The organism is Streptomyces sp. NPDC001401 (assembly GCF_042895385.1).
In the GTDB taxonomy this organism is placed as follows: Bacteria; Actinomycetota; Actinomycetes; order Streptomycetales; family Streptomycetaceae; genus Streptomyces.
The window spans coordinates 101,550-120,393 of record NZ_JBIAWI010000021.1 but is presented as its reverse complement, the minus strand read 5'-3'; the positions used below and the strand labels follow the sequence as shown (position 1 = coordinate 120,393).

18 protein-coding genes are annotated in these 18,844 nt (G+C 71.8%); 11 read left to right on the top strand and 7 right to left on the bottom strand.

Annotated elements, in window-relative coordinates; all coding sequences use genetic code 11:
- The first annotated feature begins 25 nt into the window (after positions 1-25).
- From ACFY10_RS45640 to ACFY10_RS45630, 3 genes are all read left to right on the top strand, one after another.
- Positions 26-865: a patatin-like phospholipase family protein gene (locus ACFY10_RS45640; RefSeq protein ID WP_390671363.1), complete on the top strand. Its 840-nt coding sequence runs from the start codon at positions 26-28 to the stop codon at positions 863-865.
- Positions 866-918: 53 nt separating this feature from the next.
- Positions 919-1,764 carry a spermidine synthase gene (locus tag ACFY10_RS45635; RefSeq protein ID WP_390671284.1) on the top strand — a complete coding sequence of 282 codons (846 nt, stop codon included), beginning with the start codon at positions 919-921 and terminating at the stop codon, positions 1,762-1,764.
- A 171-nt stretch (positions 1,765-1,935) separates the two neighbouring features.
- Positions 1,936-2,373, top strand: coding sequence for a DUF4442 domain-containing protein (locus tag ACFY10_RS45630; protein WP_390671362.1), 438 nt, complete (start codon positions 1,936-1,938; stop codon positions 2,371-2,373).
- Between the two features lie 180 nt (positions 2,374-2,553).
- Here the strand turns inward: ACFY10_RS45630 and galU are convergent, their stop codons facing one another.
- Positions 2,554-3,498 carry a UTP--glucose-1-phosphate uridylyltransferase GalU gene (gene galU / locus ACFY10_RS45625; RefSeq protein WP_390671283.1) on the bottom strand — a complete coding sequence of 315 codons (945 nt, stop codon included), beginning with the start codon at positions 3,496-3,498 and terminating at the stop codon, positions 2,554-2,556.
- Positions 3,499-3,857: 359 nt separating this feature from the next.
- Between galU and ACFY10_RS45620 the strand changes: the two genes are divergently transcribed.
- The 4 genes from ACFY10_RS45620 to ACFY10_RS45605 all read left to right on the top strand — a co-directional run bounded on the left by ACFY10_RS45620 (position 3,858) and on the right by ACFY10_RS45605 (position 10,703).
- Positions 3,858-5,654, top strand: a complete 1,797-nt coding sequence (locus tag ACFY10_RS45620) for a ricin-type beta-trefoil lectin domain protein (protein WP_390671282.1) — start codon at positions 3,858-3,860, stop codon at positions 5,652-5,654.
- A 296-nt stretch (positions 5,655-5,950) separates the two neighbouring features.
- Complete coding sequence (locus ACFY10_RS45615) at positions 5,951-8,416, top strand: beta-glucosidase (RefSeq protein ID WP_390671281.1); 2,466 nt, start codon at positions 5,951-5,953, stop codon at positions 8,414-8,416.
- Complete coding sequence (locus tag ACFY10_RS45610) at positions 8,413-9,972, top strand: carboxylesterase/lipase family protein (protein ID WP_390671280.1); 1,560 nt, start codon at positions 8,413-8,415, stop codon at positions 9,970-9,972. The genes ACFY10_RS45615 and ACFY10_RS45610 overlap by 4 nt, the downstream gene beginning before the upstream one ends.
- Positions 9,973-10,058: 86 nt before the next feature.
- Entirely contained in the window at positions 10,059-10,703 is a 645-nt protein-coding gene (locus ACFY10_RS45605; protein WP_390671279.1) for a DedA family protein, read from the top strand.
- A 92-nt stretch (positions 10,704-10,795) separates the two neighbouring features.
- Here ACFY10_RS45605 and ACFY10_RS45600 read toward each other — a convergent pair whose 3' ends face one another.
- The 3 genes from ACFY10_RS45600 to ACFY10_RS45590 all read right to left on the bottom strand — a co-directional run bounded on the left by ACFY10_RS45600 (position 10,796) and on the right by ACFY10_RS45590 (position 12,908).
- Positions 10,796-11,323 carry a gamma carbonic anhydrase family protein gene (locus tag ACFY10_RS45600; protein ID WP_390671361.1) on the bottom strand — a complete coding sequence of 176 codons (528 nt, stop codon included), beginning with the start codon at positions 11,321-11,323 and terminating at the stop codon, positions 10,796-10,798.
- 533 nt (positions 11,324-11,856) lie between these two features.
- The gene (locus ACFY10_RS45595) at positions 11,857-12,300 is read right to left on the bottom strand and encodes an RDD family protein (protein WP_390671278.1); all 444 of its coding nucleotides are present in this window, start codon (positions 12,298-12,300) and stop codon (positions 11,857-11,859) included.
- Positions 12,297-12,908, bottom strand: coding sequence for a hypothetical protein (locus ACFY10_RS45590; RefSeq protein ID WP_390671277.1), 612 nt, complete (start codon positions 12,906-12,908; stop codon positions 12,297-12,299). The genes ACFY10_RS45595 and ACFY10_RS45590 overlap by 4 nt, the downstream gene beginning before the upstream one ends.
- A gap of 129 nt (positions 12,909-13,037) precedes the next feature.
- On the opposite strand from ACFY10_RS45590, the gene ACFY10_RS45585 reads away from it, so the two are divergent.
- Positions 13,038-13,802 carry an acyltransferase gene (locus tag ACFY10_RS45585; protein WP_390671276.1) on the top strand — a complete coding sequence of 255 codons (765 nt, stop codon included), beginning with the start codon at positions 13,038-13,040 and terminating at the stop codon, positions 13,800-13,802.
- Here ACFY10_RS45585 and ACFY10_RS45580 read toward each other — a convergent pair.
- Complete coding sequence (locus tag ACFY10_RS45580; RefSeq protein WP_390671275.1) at positions 13,799-14,656, bottom strand: EamA family transporter; 858 nt, start codon at positions 14,654-14,656, stop codon at positions 13,799-13,801. The genes ACFY10_RS45585 and ACFY10_RS45580 overlap by 4 nt on opposite strands.
- Positions 14,657-14,771: 115 nt before the next feature.
- On the opposite strand from ACFY10_RS45580, the gene ACFY10_RS45575 reads away from it, so the two are divergent.
- Together ACFY10_RS45575 and ACFY10_RS45570 are read left to right on the top strand one after the other, a co-directional pair.
- Entirely contained in the window at positions 14,772-15,344 is a 573-nt protein-coding gene (locus ACFY10_RS45575) for a helix-turn-helix domain-containing protein (RefSeq protein ID WP_390671360.1), read from the top strand.
- Positions 15,345-15,376: 32 nt separating this feature from the next.
- Entirely contained in the window at positions 15,377-15,931 is a 555-nt protein-coding gene (locus tag ACFY10_RS45570; RefSeq protein WP_390671274.1) for a YbaK/EbsC family protein, read from the top strand.
- A gap of 124 nt (positions 15,932-16,055) precedes the next feature.
- Here the strand turns inward: ACFY10_RS45570 and ACFY10_RS45565 are convergent, their stop codons facing one another.
- Positions 16,056-17,120, bottom strand: coding sequence for a cation diffusion facilitator family transporter (locus ACFY10_RS45565; protein WP_390671273.1), 1,065 nt, complete (start codon positions 17,118-17,120; stop codon positions 16,056-16,058).
- Positions 17,121-17,180: 60 nt separating this feature from the next.
- Between ACFY10_RS45565 and ACFY10_RS45560 the strand changes: the two genes are divergently transcribed.
- Positions 17,181-17,540 (top strand): ArsR/SmtB family transcription factor, encoded by a 360-nt coding sequence (locus ACFY10_RS45560; protein ID WP_390671272.1) that lies wholly within the window; start codon positions 17,181-17,183, stop codon positions 17,538-17,540.
- Here the strand turns inward: ACFY10_RS45560 and ACFY10_RS45555 are convergent.
- Positions 17,515-18,771, bottom strand: coding sequence for a 4-hydroxybenzoate 3-monooxygenase (locus tag ACFY10_RS45555; RefSeq protein ID WP_390671271.1), 1,257 nt, complete (start codon positions 18,769-18,771; stop codon positions 17,515-17,517). The genes ACFY10_RS45560 and ACFY10_RS45555 overlap by 26 nt on opposite strands.
- Positions 18,772-18,844: the final 73 nt, after the last annotated feature.

Genomic DNA, 18,844 nt, shown 5'->3' with positions numbered 1-18,844 from the left:
GGGTCGTGGAGAGGCGGGGGAGACGATGGCGGGCAGGGCGTTGGTACTCGGCGGCGGGGGCGTCGGCGGGATCGGATGGCTGGCCGGGCTGGTGTACGGGCTGTCCGAGGCGGGCGTGGATCTCGGGGACGCCGATGCGGTGTTCGGTACGTCGGCGGGTTCGGCGGTGGCGGCCCAGCTTCTGGCGTTGCGCGCACCACAGGAGCTGTACGAGCGTCAACTGGCCGAGCCCGAGGGCGAGATACCCGCCCGCCTGGGCGCCGGCGTGATCGCCCGCTTCGTCTGGGCCGCACTCACCTCCCGCACCCCTGAGGCGTACGGCCGCAAGCTCGGCCGGATGGCGCTCGCCGCCAGGACACCCTCCGAAGCGGCCCGGCGGGCGGCGATCGAAAGCCGGCTCGTCTCCCCGCAGTGGCCGGACGGTCCGCTCCGGATCACCGCCGTCGACACGGCCACCGGAACGCTCCGTGTCTTCGACAAGGACAGCGGCGTGCCCCTGGCGGACGCCGTCGCCGCGAGCTGCGCGGTGCCGGGCGTGTGGCCGACCTGGCCCATCGGGGGCCGCCGCTGGACGGACGGCGGTGTGTACTCACCGGCCAACGCCCATCTGGCGAGCGGATACGAACGCGTCGTCGTCCTGGCCCCCATCGCCTCGGGCGGCGGCCCCCTCGCCTCGGCCGCCGACCAGGGCAGACGGCTCGCCGAGCAGGGCGCCCGGGTCGCCGTCGTGTCACCCTCGGCGACCGCGAAGGACGCGATCGGGCGCAACGCATTGGACCCTGCGGTCCGGGCGGCTGCGGCACGGGCGGGGCGCGAACAGGCGAAGGAGCACGCGGGGCAGGTGGCGGAGGTCTGGGGCGGCTGAACCGACGGGCCCGCACCGCACGCCCGCGCGCCTGCTCCCGGCACAATGGACCCGTGGACGAGCCGATACCCGTGACCCGAGACGTCGATCACGGCACCGCCAAGCTGATGCCCGACGTCGACCGGAAGCGGGCCTGGCTGCTGACGGTCGACGGGGCGCCTCAGTCGTACGTGGACCTGGACGAGCCGGCGCACCTGGAGTTCGAGTACGCGCGGCGGCTCGGGCACGTCCTGGACACCGTCGCCGAACCGGGCAGCCCGCTGGACGTGCTGCACCTCGGCGGGGGCGCCTTCACCCTGCCCCGGTACCTGGCCGCGACCCGGCCCGGCTCGCGACAGGACGTCGTCGAGGCGGACCGCGCCCTGCTGGAACTGGTCGTGGAGCACCTGCCGCTCCCGCACGGCGCCGCCATCACCCTGCACACCGCAGATGCCCGCGCCTGGCTGGAGGCGGCGCCCGACGACTCGGCGGACGTGCTCGTCGCCGACGTCTTCGGCGGCTCCCGTGTCCCGGCGCACCTCACCTCCGTCGCCTACGCCCGCGAGGCCGGCCGGGTGCTGCGCGACGGGGGCGTCTATCTGGCCAACCTCGCCGACGCCGCGCCCTTCGCCTTCCTCCGCTCCCAACTCGCCACCTTCGCCACGGAGTTCGAGGAGCTGGCGCTGATCGCCGAACCGGCCGTCCTGCGCGGGCGCCGCTTCGGCAACGCCGTGCTCATCGCCGCCCACCACCCCGTCGACACCGCCGCCCTGGCCCGGCTCACGGCAGCCGACGCCTTCCCCGCACGCGTCGAGTACGGGCCCGGAATCCGGGACTTCATCGCCGGCGCGCGCCCGGTACGGGACGAGGACGCCGTACCGTCACCCGAGCCCCCCGACGGGACGTTCGGCATCGGCTGAGCCGTCCGGCGCGCTGGGCATCGGCAGGAGAGGTCACCAGCCGACTGTCCTTGGCGGGACAGCTGCCCGCCAATCCCTTTCCGAGCCATGCACGTGATCCCGCGTACACCGCACAGATCTGGCCACTCCCGACTACTCGTGGGTAACATTCCCGTCATGAGCGCAGACCAGATGTCCATCGGCGAGATGCTCGCCGCCACCGTGCCGATGGCCCGGACCCTGAACCTCGAGTTCCTGGAGACCACGCCGGAGAAGGCCGTGGTGGCCCTCCCGGACCAGGGCGAGTTCCACAACCACGTCGGCGGGCCGCACGCCGGCGCGATGTTCACCCTCGGGGAGACTGCGAGCGGGACGATCGTGCTGGCCGCGTTCGGAGATCAGCTCTCGCGGGCCGTGCCGCTCGCCGTGAGTGCCGAGATCGCGTACAAGAAGCTCGCGATGGGGGCCGTCACCGCCACGGCGACGCTCGGTCGCCCGGCCGCCGACGTCGTCGCGGAACTGGATGCCGGGGAGCGCCCCGAGTTCCCGGTGACGATCGAGATCCGGCGCGGCGACGGCGCCGTCACCGGCGAGATGACCGTTGTGTGGACGCTGCGTCCCAACGGCTGAGCACCGCTTGCGTACCGGGCCCGGGGTGTATGTCGTCCCCGGGCCCTCGGCGTGTTGCTCGGCTTCGCCTCGCGATGTCCGCGTCGGCGGCCCCTGCTGACCTGCATTCCTGCTGGGGGTCCGGGGGCCGGGGGTCCGCGGCGAAGCCGCTGATGTCACTGCCCCCGGAATGGTGCCGTATCAGGCCGCGAGACGCCGCCGCTCGGAGCTGGTCCCGGTGTCGAGTCCGGCCACGAACTCCTTGAGCCAGGCGGTGAATTCGGGGCCGAGGTCGTCGCGCTCGCAGGCCAGGCGGACCACGGCGCGCAGATAGTCGGCCTTGTCGCCGGTGTCGTAGCGCAGGCCGTCGAAGACGACACCGTGCACCGTGCCGCCCGCGGCCAGTTCCTGCAGGGCGTCGGTGAGCTGGATCTCGCCGCCGCGGCCGGGTGGGGTGCGCTCCAGGGTGTCGAAGACGGCAGGGTCGAGGACGTAGCGGCCGATGACCGCGTAGTTGCTGGGTGCGTCCTGGTGGGACGGCTTCTCGACCAGGCCGGTGACGCGGACCACGTCGTCCTCGCCGGTCGCCTCCACGGCGGCGCAGCCGTAGAGGTGGATCTGCTCCGGCGGGACCTCCATGAGGGCGATGACGCTGCCCGCGTACTGGTCGCGGACGTCGAGCATGCGGCTGAGGAGGGTTTCGCGGGGGTCGATCAGGTCGTCGCCGAGCAGGACGGCGAAGGGCTGGTCGCCGACGTGGCGGCGGGCGCACAGGACCGCGTGGCCGAGGCCGAGGGGCTCGCCCTGGCGGATGTGGTGGATGTTGGCCAGGCGGGCGGGGTCGCGCACGGCGTCCAGGCGCACGGCGTCGCCCTTGGCGGCGAGGGCCTGTTCCAGTTCGTAGGCGTTGTCGAAGTGGTCCTCGATGGCGCGCTTGTGGCGTCCGGTGACCATGAGGACGTCGTCGAGTCCGGCCGCGGCGGCCTCCTCGACGACGTACTGGATGGCCGGCTTGTCGACGACCGGCAGCATTTCCTTGGGTGTGGCCTTGGTCGCGGGCAGGAACCGCGTGCCCAGTCCGGCGGCCGGGACGACGGCCTTGCGGACGGCGCGGTCGGGGGTGCGGGAAGAGTGGGGGGCGATCATGCGGCCCATGCTGGCGCACGGGTATGAGAGCTCGCCAAGAGAAACATCGGAGCCCGCTGTGGGTCCCCCCGGGGTGGAGATTTCGTGTGCCAACCGCCCTGCGGTGCACACAACTTGACGACCACCCTACAGTTATTTCGAATGCCGGTGCGGATACCCGCGGTAACTTATCTGAAGTTATCTCGTTTTGAACTTGAGTCACTCGAACTCCTTGTTTCCTGTACGTCAATTGTGCGAAAGTGAACGGCCCTATAGCGGTCCCAGAACCTGACCCGGCATAGGTATGCACCAATCAGGCACCTGCTTTCCGATGGACGCGAATCCGCCTACCGTCCTGCGGCTTGGAAGGAAATGGTTCAGTGCAATCCCCCAACCCCCCACGCCCGCCGTACCCGCCGCGTCCCGGATCGGGACCCGCCGAATCCGACCGCAACCTTGTCGCACAGCTGGGTCCGGGCGCCGCGGGTGCCCGTGCGGGCGCGTTGCTGCTGGCCCGGCACTGGCGCGCGACGTACGACTACGCAGTCATCTGCCTTGCCTCCGGGGAGAGCCCGGCATCCATGGCCGCGGCCGCCGCGTTCCACCGGGTGCTCGGCCGGCCCGGCGGCGCCCTGCGACCGCAACTCCTCACGGCCGTACGGGACACCGTCAAGGAGTGGGCCGCGGATGACGGTATTTCCGCTCTTCTGCCGGAACTCCGCAAACCGACCGGCGGGCGCGGACTGCGTGCCGCACGGTCCGCGACGCCCGAAAGGCGGCAAATCGCCGAGCGGGCATTCCAGGCCCTTCCGGGAGCCTCGCAATGCCTGCTGTGGCACTCGGAGGTCGAGGCCGAACCCATAACCGTACCGGCTGGTCTGTTGGGGGTGGACACACCCACCGCTTCGGCCGCGCTGGAGCAGGCACGCGAGCAATTCCGGGTGGGCTGTGTGCGCGCCCACCGGGAACTCGCGCCCGGCAAGGAATGCCGCTTCTACAACCGCCTCCTCGACGTTCCGATACGCCGCGGCGGCGCCCTGCTCCCGGATGTGCAGCAGCACCTGATGGAGTGCCGGTACTGCCGTCACGCCGCCGAACAGCTCAGCCATTTCGAAGGCAGCCTGGAGGTGTTGCTCGCGGAGACCGTGCTCGGCTGGGGCGCCCGGCGCTATCTCGACTCCCGCCCCGGCCGCGGCGGAGACCGGGCGTTCACACCCGGACGCGGCGCGCGTCCCGGCGGCGGGCGGCACCGGCCCGTCGCGCCGCGACGGCACACCAAGGCCGTCGTCGTGGGTGTCGGTCTGACGGCGCTCGCCCTGCTCGCCACGGTCCTCGTCAGCAAGGGCTGGTCCGACGACAACGCTGTCTCCGGCTCTGGCGCCACCTGGGGAGCGCCCAGCAGCAGCACCCTGCACCCGTCGCACCCCGCGGACGGCATCTCGTCGGCCGGCTCCCCCTCGCCCGCCTCCGCGGGACAGCCCGTCGAGGTCGGACGCGGCAGGCTCCGCAACCCCAAAACCGGACTCTGCCTCGACATCGAGGGCGGCGGCGCCAGGTCCGGTGCCGCGGCCGAACTGGCGGTCTGCTCCGCCGCCGGGTCGCAGCAGTGGTCGTACCAGGACGACGGTCTGCTGCGCAGCGGCGCCGACCCCACCCTGTGCCTCGACTCCGACGCCGGCAACAACTCGGTGATCCTGGCCGACTGCGTGGTGCACGCGGGCGAGGTGCGCTACGACCTCACGGTCCGCGGCGAGCTCCTGCTGCGCGGCGGCAAGGGACTGCTCGTCGCACCGGGCAAGCGGGCGGACGTCGTCGTCACCGCCCGGGACGGTTCCGCCGGGCAGCGGTGGGCGCTCGAAGTCGGCCTCGACGGCACGGGCCGCACGGAGAAGCAGGGCGGAACGCAGGAGAGCGGTCGCCCCGCGGGCCAGGATCCGCCCAGCGGCGCGCCGAAGCCGCCCGGCGCCCGGGCCCCGGAGCGGCACCCCGAGGGCGAGCCGTACAGCCGGCCGGACGACGGGCAGTACGAGGAGCGGTTCGCCCAGGTCGACAACCGAACCGAGCCTTCCGGACCGCCGGCACCCGTCGACGAGGTGCGCACCCTCCCCGCCGACGTGCTGGGCACGGTCAACTCCGTGGCGGCCGGGGCCGCGAAGCTCGAGTCCGCCCTGCGCTGATCGAGGCGCATACAGGGATACGCATACAGGGATACGCATACAGGCATATACGCGGCATCTGGGGTCACTCCGCCGGGGTGGCCCCACCTTCGGTTCTTGTCGGCATCCGAGCGTTTCTTGTTCGGTTCATTGACACGAGTCACTGGCGGTCATAGTTTCTCGCCGCGCCCACGGTGCCCTACGGGGCGTCAGGTCGGTCCTGAAGCACACTGCGTTCAGATACCGAACGCTGACCGGCCGCCGGGCGCAACTGCGGTTCACATCGTCGTGCCCGCACACCGAAGGAGTGACGGCCCATGACCGACACTGTCTCCCGGAGATCCGCACTGCGTCTGCTGGGCGGCGCGATCGCCGTCGCCGCGGCGGCCACCAGCGGTCTCACGCCCCCCGCACACGCACTCGACAGACCCGAGGCGGGGGCCGGCTCCCGCGTCGAAGGCCTCATCGGCAAGCTCATGCTCGACGAGAAGATCTCCCTCCTGCACGGCGCCACCGACGCGAAGTCGCTCGGCCAGGCGGGCTATGTCCCCGCCGTCGAGCGCCTCGGCATCCCCCGGCTCCGCCTCGCCGACGGCCCCGCCGGCGTCCGCGTCACCAAGCACGCCACCGCCCTGCCCGCCCCCGTCCTGCTGGCCTCCGCCTTCGACCCGGACCTGGCCCGCCGCTACGGACAGGTCATCGGACGCGAGGGCCGCGCCCTCGGCCAGGACGTCCTGCTCTCCCCGATGGTCAACCTCATCCGCACCCCGTACGCGGGCCGCAACTTCGAGACCTTCAGCGAGGACCCGCTGCTCGCCTCCGGCATGGTCGCCGCCGAGATCGGGGGCATCCAGGGCGAGGGCCTCATCGCCACCGTCAAGCACTACGCGATGAACAACCAGGAGAAGGACCGCATGTCGATCGATGTGCGGATCGACGAGCAGACCATGCACGAGATCGAACTCCGCGGCTTCGAGGCTGCCGTCGGCGCCGGCGTCGGCGCGGTGATGGGCGCCTACAACAAGGTCAACGGCACGTTCTCCTGCGAGAACAAGACCCTGCTCACGGACATCCTGCGCGATCAGTGGGGCTTCGACGGCTGGGTGATGACCGACTGGTTCGCCGCGCACAGCACCGTCGCGGCGATCACCGCCGGCCTCGACATGGAGATGCCCGACGGCACCCACTTCGGTACGGCGCTCAAGTCGGCCGTGCAGAACGGCAGCGTGCCCGAGCGCCATGTCGACCGTTCCGTACGCCGCATCCTCACCGTCATGGACCGCTTCGGGCTGCTCGACGGCAGCGCACCGCCGCGCCCGGACCGCGACGCACCGGCGGGCGCCGCCGTCGCCCTGGAGGTCGCCAAGGCAGGCGCGACCCTCCTGCGCAACGAGCACCGCACCCTCCCCCTGGCGCGCGGCGGCACCGTCGCGGTGATCGGCCCGACAGGCACCCTGCCCTTCGTCAGCGGCGGCGGCAGCGCGCACGTCGTGCCGGACCATGCCGACAGCCCGCTGGACGCCATCAAGTCCCGTGCGGGGAAGGTCACTTACGCCCTCGGCGAGGATCTGTTCGGCAAGGCGGTCCCGGCGTCCGCGCTGAGCCCCGCCTTCGACAGCGAGGGGCAGGGGGTCGACGCCGGCAAGGTCTGGACGTACGACGGGACACTCACCGTCCCCGAGGGTGACGAGTGGACGTTCGTCCTGCACTTCTCGTCCGCGCCCACGGCCCGCCCCAAGGTAATCCTCGACGGCACGGAGCTGTTCCCGCAGGCCGCCGGATACGGCGAGTTCTTCACAGGAGGGCTGGTCTCGGCCGCCCCCGACGGGCTGTCCGTACGCCGCAAGACCCTGACCCTCGCCAAGGGCGCCCACACACTGCGGATCACCGCGCAGGGAGGAGCCGACGGCCTGCTGTTCCGGCTGCGGCGCACCACCGGCGCGACCCGCACCCAGGACGTCGCCGAAGCCGTCAAGGCCGCGCGCACCGCCCGCGACGTCGTCCTCTTCGCCTACGAGGACGCCACCGAGGGCCAGGACCGCACCACGATCGCCCTCCCCGGCCACCAGCAGCAGCTGATCGAGGCCGTCACCGCGGCCAACCCGCGCACCACGGTCGTCCTCAACACCTCGTCCTCGACCTCGATGCCCTGGCTGCGGCGCACCGGCGCCGTCCTCCAGATGTACTACCCCGGCCAGGAGGGCGCGGCCGCCACCGCCGCCGTCCTGTTCGGCGAGTGCGACCCCGGCGGCCGCCTCACCCAGTCCTTCCCGGACGACGACGACCACCACCCCGTCGCCGGCGACCCGCGCCGCTACCCGGGCGTGGACGGCACCGAGGAGTACTCCGAAGGCATCCACGCCGGCTACCGCTGGTACGACGCCGAAGGCGTGCGGCCGCTGTTCCCCTTCGGGCACGGACTGTCGTACACCTCCTTCTCGTACGAGGACCTGCGGGCCCGCCGGACGAGAGGCGGCATCGAGGTGTCCTTCACGGTCCGCAACACTGGCCGGCGGGACGGCGTCGATGTGCCGCAGGTGTACGTCGGGCCGTCGCCGGACCTCCGACTCGACCAGGCGGTACGGGTGTTGGGCGGTTACCGGCGGCTGACCCTGCGGGCGGGGGAGCGGCGGCGGATCGCCGTGGAAGTCACCGCACGCACATTGTCCTCATGGGACCGGAAGCGTCACGATTGGGTACTTGGGACCGGCCGGCGCACGGTATGGGTCGGTGCGTCCTCGCGTGATCTCCGGTTGCGTACGAACGTGGAGGTGGGCACGTGATACGGCGCATCGTCATCGGCCTGACGGCCCTCGCGGCGGCGCTCGTCGCGCCCCTGCCGGCAGCGCAGGCCGCGCCGGCGGGCGGCGGCCCGGTCGTTCGCACGGACGCGGGTCTCGTGCGCGGCGAAACCACCGCCGAGGGACGGCAGTTCCTCGGCATCCCGTACGCCGAGCCGCCGGTCGGGAAGCTCCGCTGGCGCGAGCCGCATGCCCTGCGGCCCTGGAAAGGGGTGCGTTCCGCACAGGACTTCGGCAACAAGTGCGTACAGACGTCGAGTTGGGACCCCGGTTACGACAAGCCGTCGTACACCGAGGACTGCCTCGACCTCAATGTGTACGTCCCCGAAGGCTCCGCCCGACGCTCGGTCCTGGTCTGGTTCCACGGCGGCGGACTGACTGCCGGCGCCGGTCAGGACGTCGTCCCCGACGTGTTCGCACGGCAGACCGGAACGGTCGTCGTGACCGTCAACTACCGCCTCGGCGCCATGGGTTTCCTCGCCGCGGCCGGTCTCGACGGCGAGACGCACGACGGGGTCTCCGGCAACTTCGGCATGCTCGACCAGCAGGCCGCGCTGCGCTGGGTGCGTGCGAATGTGGACCGCTTCGGCGGCGATCCGGGCCGCGTCACCATCGCGGGCGAGTCGGCGGGCGGCCGCTCGGTCTGCACCCAGCTGGCCTCACCGACGGCCAGGGGCCTGTTCCGCGCGGGCATCATCGAGAGCGGCGCCTACGACGACTGCACCGCCCGTACGCACCAGGACGCGGTGGCCCAGGGAGCCGACTTCGCCAGGAAACTCGGCTGCACCACCGTGGCCTGTCTGCGCGGCAAGTCCGCCCGCGAAATCCTCGAGGCGCAGGGCGACTTCGACTGGAACCCGGTGGTCGGGGGCGCCTTCCTGCCCGTACAGCCCGAACAGGCCGTCGCGAGGGGAACCGCGGCCCGGGTGCCCGTGATCAACGGCTCGAACCAGGACGAGGGCCGGCTGTTCGCCTTCTCCAGCTTCGACCTGAACGGCACACCGCTCACCGCCGAGCAGTACCCGCAGGCCATGCGGGGCGACTTCGGCGAGCAGGCGCTGCAGCGCTATCCGCTGTCGGCCTACCCGACGCCGACCATCGCCTACGCCACCGCACTGGGCGACGTCCTGTTCAGCTGCCCGGCGCTGCGGCTCGACGGTCTGCTCGCCACCCGCGGCCCGGTCTACTCGTACGAGTTCGCCGACCGCACCTCCCCGCCCTTCGCCTCCCTGCGCAACCTGCACACGGACTTCGACTTCGGCGCGACGCATGTCAACGAGATCCAGTACCTCTTCAAGCACTTCGGACTGGAGAGCCCGCTGAACGCCGAGCAGAAGGTGCTGTCGCGGCAGATGGTCCAGTACTGGGGATCCTTCGTACGGGACGGTGTGCCGCGGGCCGCGGGGCAGCCCGCGATGCCCGCCGGCCCGGGAGCGATCCTCTCCCTGAAGACCGCGTCCAAGGGCGGGAACACCCTCAGCACCACTGTCCATCAGGAACACCAGTGCGATCTGTGGGACGCCGCCTCGGCAGGCTGACCCGGTAGGCTTCCCGGCGTGCGCCCCCGTGCGGCGCACGCCGGGAACGCAGTAAACAAAGGGTCACGAATCGGGAGGAACCGGCGTTGCACGTCCAGGAGTGGCTCGACACGGTGCCCGCGGCAGCCGTCTACGCCGTGGTGGCGCTGGTCATCGGTCTGGAGAGCCTGGGCATCCCGCTGCCGGGCGAGATCATCCTGGTCTCGGCGGCCCTGCTCTCCTCCCAGCACTCCGGCATCAACCCGATCGTGCTCGGCGCGTGCGCGACCGCCGGTGCCGTCATCGGCGACTCCATCGGCTACGCCATCGGCCGCAAGGGCGGGCGCCCACTGCTCGCCTGGCTGGGCAAGAAGTTCCCGAGACACTTCAGCGAGGGCCACGTCGCCACCGCCGAGAAGTCCTTCGAGAAGTGGGGCATGTGGGCCGTCTTCTTCGGCCGCTTCATCGCCCTCCTGCGCATCTTCGCCGGCCCTCTCGCCGGCGTGCTCCACATGCCGTACTGGAAGTTCCTGACCGCCAACGTCCTCGGCGGCATCTGCTGGGCGGGCGGCACGACGGCCGTCATCTACTACGTGGGCATCGTCGCCGAGGACTGGCTGAAGAGGTTCTCGTACCTGGGGCTGGTGGCGGCGGTGCTCGTCGGCTTGACCTCCATGCTGGTCATCCGGCGCAAGGCCAAGAAGGCCCAGACGGCACAGCAGGAGCCGGAACCGGTTCCTGCCGGGGACTGAAGCCCCCCTAGGGGGCGCGGGGCTGTGTTCAATATGCGGCTCCGCCGCGTGGGCGCGACCAGCCCCCACGCACCCGCACCCGCCAAACAAACCTACTCATGCACCTCGCGATGCGCCTTCGCCAGCTCCGCATACATCGTGCCGTTCAGCGTGACCCCCTGAAGCTCCTCCTCCGTAAGCTCCCGCTTCACCTTCGCAGGCACCCCGGCCACCAGTGACCCCGGCGGCACCTGCATCCCCTGCGGCACCAGGGCCTGGGCGGCAACAAGCGACCCGGCACCGATCACGGCGCCGTTCAGCACCGTCGCCCCCATCCCGATGAGACAGTCGTCCCCGACGGTCGCCCCGTGCACCACCGCGTTGTGCCCCACAGACACCCGCTCGCCGATGCTGACAGGAAACCCCGGGTCGGCATGGAGTGTGCAGTTGTCCTGGATATTGGCCTGGGCACCCACGAAGATCCGCTCGACGTCCCCCCGCAGTACCGCCCCGTACCAGACGCTCGCCCCGGCCTCCAGCGTCACGTCCCCGATCACGGACGCTGTGGGCGCCACGAAGGCCTCCCCGTCGATCTTCGGTTCCCGACCGCCGATACCCGTGATCAACGCCTTGTGCGTCATCGCCCTCTCCTCGTCGTCCTTCGTCGTCGGCACAGAACGCACCGTAGGCGATGACACCCGCCGTCGCCGTGCTGATCATGAATCCCTGGTCCGGCGGCCGCAAGGTCGAGCGGTTCGGACTGAGGGGACAGCCCGTCCCTGGCCGGTGTCCACCGCGCGCCGGGCCGGATCGATGGTGCGGGTCAGTCACAGCGCTCGATCTTGGGCCGCACCGGGTCCTTCAGCTCGGCGAACACGAGGCTCGTACCCCGCTCGTCGAGCGCCTCGTCGAACTCCCGCGACGACGTCCTTGACCAGCCACTCGCGTGGTTGCACCAAGCACAGCGCCCCGATGATGAACCCGTACAGGGCGATCAGTGTGATGGACCACGGCCGTGGTCGCCGTCACCCCGCTCGCGGCCCTTCTTGTACGACTCCTGCACGGCCCGCACGAGCCCGTTGTCACCCCGCAAGGGTGATGACGGGCATCGGCCGGTCCCCCGCCGGCCACCGTGCGCCGGCCCCTCGCCGGACGCCACGGTGCAGGCCGCTCGTCAGAACCGGTGGTACTGCACGGCGCTGGCCATGACGACGTCCTGGACCGAGGCGTGGCGTCGGCTGAAGGGAATCCAGAGCAGGCCCACAGGGAGAGCGAGGCACAGCACGGCCCGCAGCAGCGCGCGGGGGATGCCGAGCAGCCGCCCGGTGCGGCCGGTGACCCGCAGGCCCAGCAGCCAGTCGCCGAAGGTGCCGCCGGTCGACGCCCAGCTCACGCCCAGATAGAGCACGGCGACAGCCCAGCCGAGCGCCCCCGTCTGCCAGGCGGACAGGTCGGGCATGCGGAACGGCGGCCCGGCGACGAGGAATCGGAGACCGCCGTACGCAAACTGCACGGCGAGCCCGATGCCGGCCACCACGATCGCGTCGACCAGCGCCGCGAGGCACCGCGACACCACTCCCGCGGTGTCGCCCCCTGAGCCCAGGTCCCCCTGCGTCACGATGGCTGCCCATGCCCGTCGGAGTGTGCCGGGGCCGCGCCCGGTCTGTGCAGCAGCCGGTCGGCGACCCGGTTCACCACCCGGTCGGCCCGCATGCTGCGCAGCCGCAGCGCGTCGACCGTCTCCTCGGCCATCCCGCCGCTGGTGTCGCGGACGATCCGGCCCAGGTCGATCTCCTCCAGCACCGCCCTGGTGAGCGAGACCAGGTCGATCCTGGCGATCACGGCGTCGAGGTCCAGCCGGGCGGCGATCCGGTCGACGTCGATGCGCGCCGCGATCCGGTCGATGTCCAGCCGGGCCGCGATCTCGTCCGTGTCCACCCGGGCCGCCACCCGGTTCACATCCACGCGGTCGGCGACGCGGTCCACGTCGACGCCGTCCGCGATCAGGTCGACGTCGACCCGCCGCACGACCCGCATCACGTCCAATCGGTCGGCGATCGCGTCGATGTCGATACGGGCGGCCAGGCCGTCGAGGTCGAGCCGGTCCACGACGGCGGCAGTGCCCGCCCGGACCAGACGGTCGACGACCGGGCCGGCGGTCCCCAGCGCAAATCGCGTCAGCCGTCCGGTGACGTCGAAGGGATCCACCAAGCTGCGCCAGCTCATCCCACCATCGCACCACAGCTCCGGCGCCTTCGCCTCATCCGCTGCGGGTGATCCGCGCACGCTGCGTTGGGGTGAAGATCACAGCTTCCGCACCTCATCGGCGACCCGCACGCTGAGTACGGTGACTCCGTGCCGAAGAGCAAGAACACGTTCTCATCCTGGCGGCGAAGCCTCACGCAGAGGGCCGTCCATGCGGGCTGGGCCTGGGTGCAGCGCACGGGCTCGGTGACGGCCGAGCGCCCCGGCCGCTTCCGCTTCGGCTCGATCGGCGAAGCCACCCGTCTCGCCTTCCCGCTCGGCACGGTCTTCGGCGAGCCCTGGATCCACATAGGCTCCCACTGCATCGTCGGCGAACAGGTCACGCTCACCGCAGGCCTCATGCCCGACCTCGACCTCGGCCCCGACCCCATCCTCCGCATCGGCGACGGCGTCGTCCTGGGCCGCGGCAGCCACGTCATCGCCGACACGACGGTCACCATCGGCAGCGACTGCTACTTCGGGCCGTATGTGTACGTGACGTCCACGAACCACTCGTACGACGATCCGCACGAGCCCATCGGCAAGCAGTGGCCGCGCATGGAGCCGGTGGAGATCGGGCCGGGCTGCTGGATCGGCACCGGTGCGGTGATCCTGCCCGGGGCGCGGATCGGGCGGAACGTGGTCGTGGCCGCCGGTGCCGTGGTCCGGGGCGTCGTGCCCGACCATGCCGTGGTGGCGGGGGCGCCCGCCCGTGTCGTACGCCGCTGGACGGCGGCCGAGGGCTGGCAGCCGCCGCTCAGGACACCCGCGCCGGTGCCGATTCCCGACGGGGTCACGCCCGAACAGCTGCGGGCCCTCTCGGGGCTGGACGAGGAGACGGCGGCGAGGCTGGCCGAGCTGGAGCCGGAGTCCTAGCCCGTCGCCAGGAGCAGTGTGCCCACCAGGGCGAGGCCCGCGCCCGCCGCCTGGATGCCGCGGAGGCGCTCGCTGAGGAAGCCGCGCGCGGCCAGTGCGGTCACCACCGGGTAGAGCGAGGCGAGGACGGCGGCGACGGTGACGGGGCCGTGCTGGGCGGCGACCGAGTAGGTGCCGTTCGCCGCGACATCCGCAAGGCCCACGAAGGCGAGGGCCGGGAGGGATGCCCAGGGGAAGCCGCCGGCTGGGAGGGCCTCGCCGCCCCGGCGCACGGAGGCGTGGAGCGCGAGGCCGCCCGCGGCCACGTTCGTCACGCGCTGGACGAAGAGGGCGAGGAAGAGGCCGGTCACGCTCGTCGACGCCTCCGTGATCAGTGCGAACACCGTGCCGAAACCGAGGGCCGCGACCAGGGTGAGCAGGATGGCCTGCCGCTGCACCGGGGCACCCTTGAGCTGCGGCCCGCCCGCGAGGACGACGCCGGTGACCGCGACCGCGATGCCCGCGACCTGCGTCAGACCGGGGCGTTCGCCGAGGAAGAGGCCCACGCCCACCGGGACCGCCACGCTCAGGGTGGCGAGCGGGGAGACGACGCCCATCGGGCCCAGCGCGAGGGCCTTGTAGAAGGAGAACAGGGCGACCGGCCCGACCAGGCCGGCGGCGAAGGCGAACCACAGCCGGGGACCGGCCTCGCTCCAGCCGCCCGTGGCCACCACGATCAGCCCGAGCACGGCCGCGGCGATGCCCTGCGAGACGACCACCACCGTGAGCGCCGGCGTGCGCCGGGTCAGCAGTCCGCCGCCGAAGTCGGCAAGGCCCCACAGCAGGCTGGTGGCCAGGGCGAAGAATGCTGTCACGGCTCGCCTCGCAGTACAGTTCGGTGAACGATCGGGTGCACCCCACCGTAGTTCAGTGAAGTGAACTCTGTCATTCACAATATTGGCCTCGCAGTACATGGATATTGGACGGAACGTGTCGGACCTCGACCTGCTGACCCAGTCCCTGGCCCGCAACGTCAAGCGCTGGCGCAACGAGCGGGGCTTCACCCTGGACGCGCTCGCCGCCCGTGCCGGGGTCAGCCGGGGCATGCTCATCCAGATCGAGCAGGCCCGCACCAACCCGAGCATCGGCACGGTCGTCAAGATCGGGGACGCGCTCGGCGTCAGCGTCACCACGCTGCTCGACTACGAGCAGGGCCCGAAGGTGCGGATCGTCCCGGCCGATCAGGTGGTACGGCTGTGGCACACCGACGCGGGAAGTTACAGCCGGCTGCTCGCCGGTACCGAGGCGCCGGGCCCGCTGGAGATGTGGGACTGGCGGCTGATGCCCGGCGACAGCAGTGCCTCGGACCCGCACCCCGCCGGCACGGTGGAGATCGCCCATGTGACGGCGGGCGAGCTGACCCTCACGGTGGAGGGCGCGGAGTACCGCGTCCCGGCCGGCGCGAGCGTCACCTTCGAAGCCAACGCCCCGCACAGCTATGGCAACCAGGGTGATGTGCCGATGGAGCTCGTGCTGGCGGTCTCCGTCCCGCCCGTGCACTGAGGCGGCCCGGGACGTCCTGTTAGCGTGCGGCCATGCGCGCACCCATCGGACACTTCGACATCGCGACCCCCGCCCCCGACGCCCTCGACGAACTGACCCGCCCGGTCGCCGACGCCGTACGCCACTGGACCGGCAGCGTCCCCGCAGACCAGATCGTCTACGTCGACACCGACCCGCAGTGGGCCGACACCGCCGTCTTCGTGGAGCACTACGGGCAGGAGCTGCTCGAGCAGTCGGCGAACTGCGTGGTGGTGGCCGGCAAGCGGGGCGGCGGGACGACCCTCGCCGCGTGCATCGTGCTCTCCACCACCCGGGTCGACGTCAACGGCGTCGTCCGCCGCCAACTCGGCGCCCGCAAGGCCTCGTTCGCGTCCATGGACACCGCGACGGGGGAGACCGGCATGGAGTACGGCGGCATCACCCCGATCGGCCTCCCGGACGGCTGGCCGGTGCTGGTGGACTCGGCTGTCGCCGATCTCTCCTACGTCCTGGTCGGCAGCGGGCGCCGGCGTGGGAAGCTGCTGGTGCCGGGGAAGGCGTTCGCGGAGCTGCCGGGTGCGGTGGTGTTGGAGGGGCTCGGCGTCTGAGCGCGCCGCGCCCCCTGCAGGGGCCTGCCGCTTTTTCGTCTGCGGCTTCGTCGTGGCTGGTCGCGCAGTTCCCCGCGCCCCTTAAAGGCGCTGCCGGACCGCATCGGACCTTTGCTGAGGCCGACTAATGCGTCGCGTGATGCGCCAAGGCCACGTGAGGGTCCGCCTCGCCCGGCACCGGTGCCGGATCTGCGTGCACCAGGGCCGCCGTCAGCCTGGGTACGGCGTGCAGCAGTGCGTGTTCGGCCTCGACGGCGATCGCGTGCGCCGTGCGTACCGTCGCCTCGCCGTCGACCACCACCGCGACCTCGGCCCGCAGCCGGTGCCCGATCCAGCGCAGCCGCAGTTCACCGACCTCGCGCACGCCCGGCACCTCGCGCAGCGCCCGCTCGGCCCGGTCCACCAGCTCCGGATCGACGGCGTCCATCACCCGCCGGAACACCTCGCGCGCCGCGTCCCGCAGCACCAGCGCGATCGCCGCGGTGATCGCCAACCCCACGAGCGGGTCGGCGAGTTGCCACCCCAGCGCCGAGCCGCCCGCGCCCAACAGCACGGCCAGTGACGTGAATCCGTCCGTACGGGCATGCAGCCCGTCGGCGACCAGCGCGGCCGAGCCGATCTCCCGGCCCACCCGGATCCGGTGGCGGGCCACCCACTCGTTCCCGGCGAACCCGACCAGCGCGGCCACCGCCACGGCGGGTATGTGCGCGACGGGACGCGGGTCGAGCAGCCGGTCCACCGCCGCCCAGGCCGCGAACGCCGCCGACGCGGCGATCGTCAGCACGATCGCGATCCCCGCGAGGTCCTCGGCCCGGCCGTAGCCGTAGGTGAAGCGGCGCGTGGCCGCCCGTCGGCCCAGCACGAACGCGATCCCGAGCGGTACGGCGGTCAGCGCGTCGGCGGCGTTGTGCACCGTGTCGCCGAGCAGGGCCACCGAACCGGACATGACCACGACCACGGCCTGCGCCACGGCCGTTGCCCCGAGGACGGCCAGCGAGACCCAGAGTGCGCGCATTCCGCGGGCCGAGGACTCCAGCGCGGAGTCGAGCTTGTCGGCGGTCTCGTGGGAGTGGGGGGTGAGGAGGTGGCCGAGGCGGTGCCGGAGGCCGGTGCGGTTGTGGTGATGCGGGTGCTCATGGTGCCCGTGGTGGTCGTGGTGCTCGTCGTGATGGTGGTGCCTGTCGCTCACGTGGGCCCCTTCCGGTGCGCGGTGGTGGACGCGGGGCGCCCACGAGACCATTATGTGCGTATGAGCGCACGCATGCACCTATCAACTGCGCACGATACGCACCCGCGCACCCCGGGCGAGGAACAGTTCGCGCTCGCCGCCGAACTCCTCGCCCTGCTGGGCGACCGCACCCGCCTCGCGCTGCTGCACGCCCTGACCAGCGGCGAGGCCGACGTCACGACCCTCACGGAGGCGGGCGGGGCGGCCCGGCCCGCGGTCAGCCAGCACCTGGCGCGGCTGCGGCTGGCAGGCCTGGTGAACACGCGCAAGGAGGGTCGCAGGGTCATCTACTCACTGCGGGACGGGCATCTGCGGCGGCTCGTGGACGAGGCGCTGAAGGTGGCGGACCACCGCCTCAGCGATCGGCCGCTGCACGACTGAGGGTCACGGCGTCTCCGGAGCTCTTGCCGAGGTACTGCTCCGCGAACGAGGCCGCCGCGGCGGGGGACTCGAAGAGGCGGCGCAGCCGGGCCAGCGTCGTGCCTGCGCGGTAGGCGTCGCCCGACGACGCGCCGTGGTACACCTCCGACAGCCACTGCGAGAACTCCTGGTAGTCCCACACGCGTCCGAGGCAGGCCGCCGAGTAGCCGTCCAGGCCGCGGGCGTCGCCCTTGGTGAGGTGGGCGACGAGCCCGTCGCCGAGCAGGAAGGCGTCGTGGAGGGCGAGGTTCATGCCCTTGGCCGCCATGGGCGCGGTGAGATGGGCGGCGTCCCCAGCCAGGAAGAGGCGGCCGAACACCATGGGTTCGACCACGTAGTTGTGCATGTCGAGGACGCGCTTCTCGATCAGCCGCCCCTCCGTGAGCGGGGGCCGGTCGGCGGCGCCGAGCCGCTCCTGCAGTTCGGCCCAGACGCGTTCGTGCGACCAGTTCTCGGGGTCGTCGCCGGGCGGGCACTCCAGGTAGTAGCGGGTGACCTCGGGGCTGCGGGCCATGTGCCCGGCGAAGCCGTTCGGATGGATGCCGAACACCACGCAGTCGCTGGACGGCGGCGCCTGAGCAAGCAGCGCCAGCCAGCCGATGCCGTAGTCGTGCCGGGCGATCCGGGCCCGCTCCGGCGGCAGCACGGTCCGGGTCACCCCGCGCGCTCCGTCGCACCCGGCGACGAAGTCGCAGTGCACCGACTCGCGTTGACCGGTCCCTGGGTCGATGTACGACACCGACGGCCGGTCCGTGTCCAGGTCGTGCAGCCGGACGTCCCGCACGCCGAAGCGGATGGCACCGCCGCGCACGTCGGCGTACTCGCGCACCAGGTCCGTCACCAGCAACGGCTGCGGATAGACGAAGTGGTGATGTCCCGTCAGTTCGGTGTAGGAGAACCGGAGCCGTTGCCCCTCGACACGGAACTCGCACTGGGTGTGCAGCTCCGCCCGCTCCAGCAGCTGGTCCGCGAGCCCCCGTTCCTGGAGCCCGCGCACGGCCCACTCCTCGAGCACGCCGGCCCGTGGCCGCTGCTCGATGAACTCGCGCGTCTCGACCTCAAGGACCAGGCAGTCGACCGAGGCGGCCCGCAGGATGTTCCCGATGGTGAGACCGGCGGGCCCGGCACCCACGATCACCACCGAAAAGCGTTGCGGGGACGGGGAGTTGGGGTGGGGGGAGGTGGAAGTCACCGGAGCATTATGACGGTGGCCCGTCAGCCACGGCAGGGGAGCCGCGGCCGACGGGCCGTGTCAGGGGTGTTCG

What these genes read in the sequence shown, in the direction of transcription:
- ACFY10_RS45640 (WP_390671363.1), top strand. Translation starts at nt 26, where the DNA reads ATGGCGGGCAGGGCGTTGGTACTCGGCGGCGGGGGCGTCGGCGGGATC.
- ACFY10_RS45630 (WP_390671362.1), top strand. Translation starts at nt 1,936, where the DNA reads ATGTCCATCGGCGAGATGCTCGCCGCCACCGTGCCGATGGCCCGGACC.
- galU (WP_390671283.1), bottom strand. Translation starts at nt 3,498, where the DNA reads ATGATCGCCCCCCACTCTTCCCGCACCCCCGACCGCGCCGTCCGCAAG.
- ACFY10_RS45615 (WP_390671281.1), top strand. Translation starts at nt 5,951, where the DNA reads ATGACCGACACTGTCTCCCGGAGATCCGCACTGCGTCTGCTGGGCGGC.
- ACFY10_RS45600 (WP_390671361.1), bottom strand. Translation starts at nt 11,323, where the DNA reads ATGACGCACAAGGCGTTGATCACGGGTATCGGCGGTCGGGAACCGAAG.
- ACFY10_RS45590 (WP_390671277.1), bottom strand. Translation starts at nt 12,908, where the DNA reads ATGAGCTGGCGCAGCTTGGTGGATCCCTTCGACGTCACCGGACGGCTG.
- ACFY10_RS45570 (WP_390671274.1), top strand. Translation starts at nt 15,377, where the DNA reads ATGCGCGCACCCATCGGACACTTCGACATCGCGACCCCCGCCCCCGAC.
- ACFY10_RS45560 (WP_390671272.1), top strand. Translation starts at nt 17,181, where the DNA reads ATGAGCGCACGCATGCACCTATCAACTGCGCACGATACGCACCCGCGC.